Genomic DNA, 2,162 nt, shown 5'->3' with positions numbered 1-2,162 from the left:
GTACCGCTGAATGTTCCACCGGTAATCGTTCCTGTTGCAGTAATATCTGTAAAGTTACCAGTAGTGGCACTCACAGAGGATGCGGTAACATTACCGCTGACGGTTATTGCTGAAAGATTACCGAGTGAAGTGATATTGTTCAACGTGCCTGTTCCCAATGTTCCGCTGAAGGTCCCACCGGTAATTGTCCCTGTTGAAGTGATGTCAGTGATAGTAGCCAAAGGAGAACTGAGAGACCCTGCATTAATTAATCCCGTTGCAGTAATGTTGGTTAAGTTACCCGTAACCACGCTGATGGAGTTAGCGGTAACATTACCGCTGACAGTTATTGCAGAAAGATTACCGAGCGATGTGATATTATTCAATGTACCTGTTCCCAATGTTCCACTAAATGTTCCACCTGTAATCGTTCCTGTAGAAGTTATATCTGTGATAGTAGCCAATGGTGAACTGAGTGACCCTGCATTGATTAATCCCGTTGCGGTAATGTTGGTTAAGTTACCCGTAACCACGCTGATGGAGTTGGCAGTTACATTGCCGCTGACAGTAATTGCTGCCAGGTTACCGAGCGATGTAATATTATTTAATGTACCTGTTCCCAATGTACCGCTGAATGTTCCACCGGTAATCGTTCCTGTAGAAGTTATATCTGTGATAGTAGCCAATGGTGAACTAAGCGACCCTGCATTGATCAATCCTGTTGCGGTAATGTTTGTCAGGTTACCCGTAACTACACTGATGGAATTGGAAGTAACGTTTCCACTAACAGTTAAAGCTGTCAGATTACCGAGGTTGGTGATACTGTTCATGGCAGACTGACTGAGTGTGCCACTGAAGGTTCCACCCGTGATGGTTCCGCTTGTATTAATGTTTGTAAGGGTGGCCAATGGTGAACTAAGTGATCCTGCATTGATCAATCCCGTTGCAGTAATGTTTGTCAGATTACCTGTTACTACACTGATGGAATTGGAAGTGACGTTTCCGCTAACAGTTAAAGCCGTCAGATTACCGAGGTTGGTAATACTGTTCATGGCCGACTGACTGAGTGTGCCACTGAATGTTCCACCAGTGATGGTTCCGCTTGTGTTGATATTGGTCAGAGTAGCCAATGGTGAACTGAGCGACCCAGCATTGATCAATCCCGTTGCAGTGATATTGGTCAGGTTACCTGTTACTACACTGATGGAGTTGGAAGTAACATTACCAGAAACCGTGAGAGCCGTCAGGTTACCGAGGTTGGTAATACTGTTCATGGCCGACTGACTGAGTGTGCCACTAAATGTTCCACCAGTAATCGTTCCTGTAGAAGTTATATCTGTGATAGTAGCCAATGGCGAACTGAGTGACCCTGCATTGATCAATCCTGTTGCAGTAATGTTGGTCAGGTTACCCGTAACCACACTGATGGAGTTGGAAGTAACATTACCAGAAACCGTGAGAGCTGTCAGGTTACCGAGGTTGGTAATACTGTTCATGGCCGACTGACTGAGTGTGCCACTGAAGGTTCCACCGGTAATGGTTCCACTTGTGTTAATATTGGTCAGAGTAGCCAATGGTGAACTGAGCGACCCTGCATTGATGAGTCCTGTTGCAGTAATGTTTGTCAGATTACCTGTTACTACACTGATGGAGTTGGAAGTAACATTACCAGAAACCGTGAGAGCCGTCAGGTTACCGAGGTTGGTAATACTGTTCATGGCCGACTGACTGAGTGTGCCACTAAATGTTCCACCAGTAATCGTTCCTGTAGAAGTTATATCTGTGATAGTAGCCAATGGTGAACTGAGCGACCCTGCATTGATGAGTCCTGTTGCAGTAATGTTTGTCAGATTACCTGTTACTACACTGATGGAGTTGGAAGTAACATTACCAGAAACCGTGAGAGCTGTCAGGTTACCGAGGTTGGTAATACTGTTCATGGCCGACTGACTGAGTGTGCCACTAAATGTTCCACCAGTAATCGTTCCTGTAGAAGTTATATCTGTGATAGTAGCCAATGGTGAACTGAGCGACCCTGCATTGATGAGTCCTGTTGCAGTAATGTTTGTCAGATTACCTGTTACTACACTGATGGAGTTGGAAGTAACATTACCAGAAACCGTGAGAGCTGTCAGGTTACCGAGGTTGGTAATACTGTTCATGGCAGACTGACTGAGTGTGCC

General features: G+C 45.3%; 1 protein-coding gene. It reads right to left on the bottom strand.

The features are described from left to right. A partial coding sequence (locus AC1RNB_RS18535; RefSeq protein WP_493085243.1) for a beta strand repeat-containing protein occupies window positions 1-2,162 on the bottom strand: 2,162 nt, incomplete at both ends.

This window comes from Sediminibacterium sp. GW821-FHT12F12 (genome assembly GCF_058806635.1).
The sequence above is the reverse complement of the archived record's forward strand: the minus strand, read 5'-3'. Positions and strand labels throughout refer to the sequence as shown.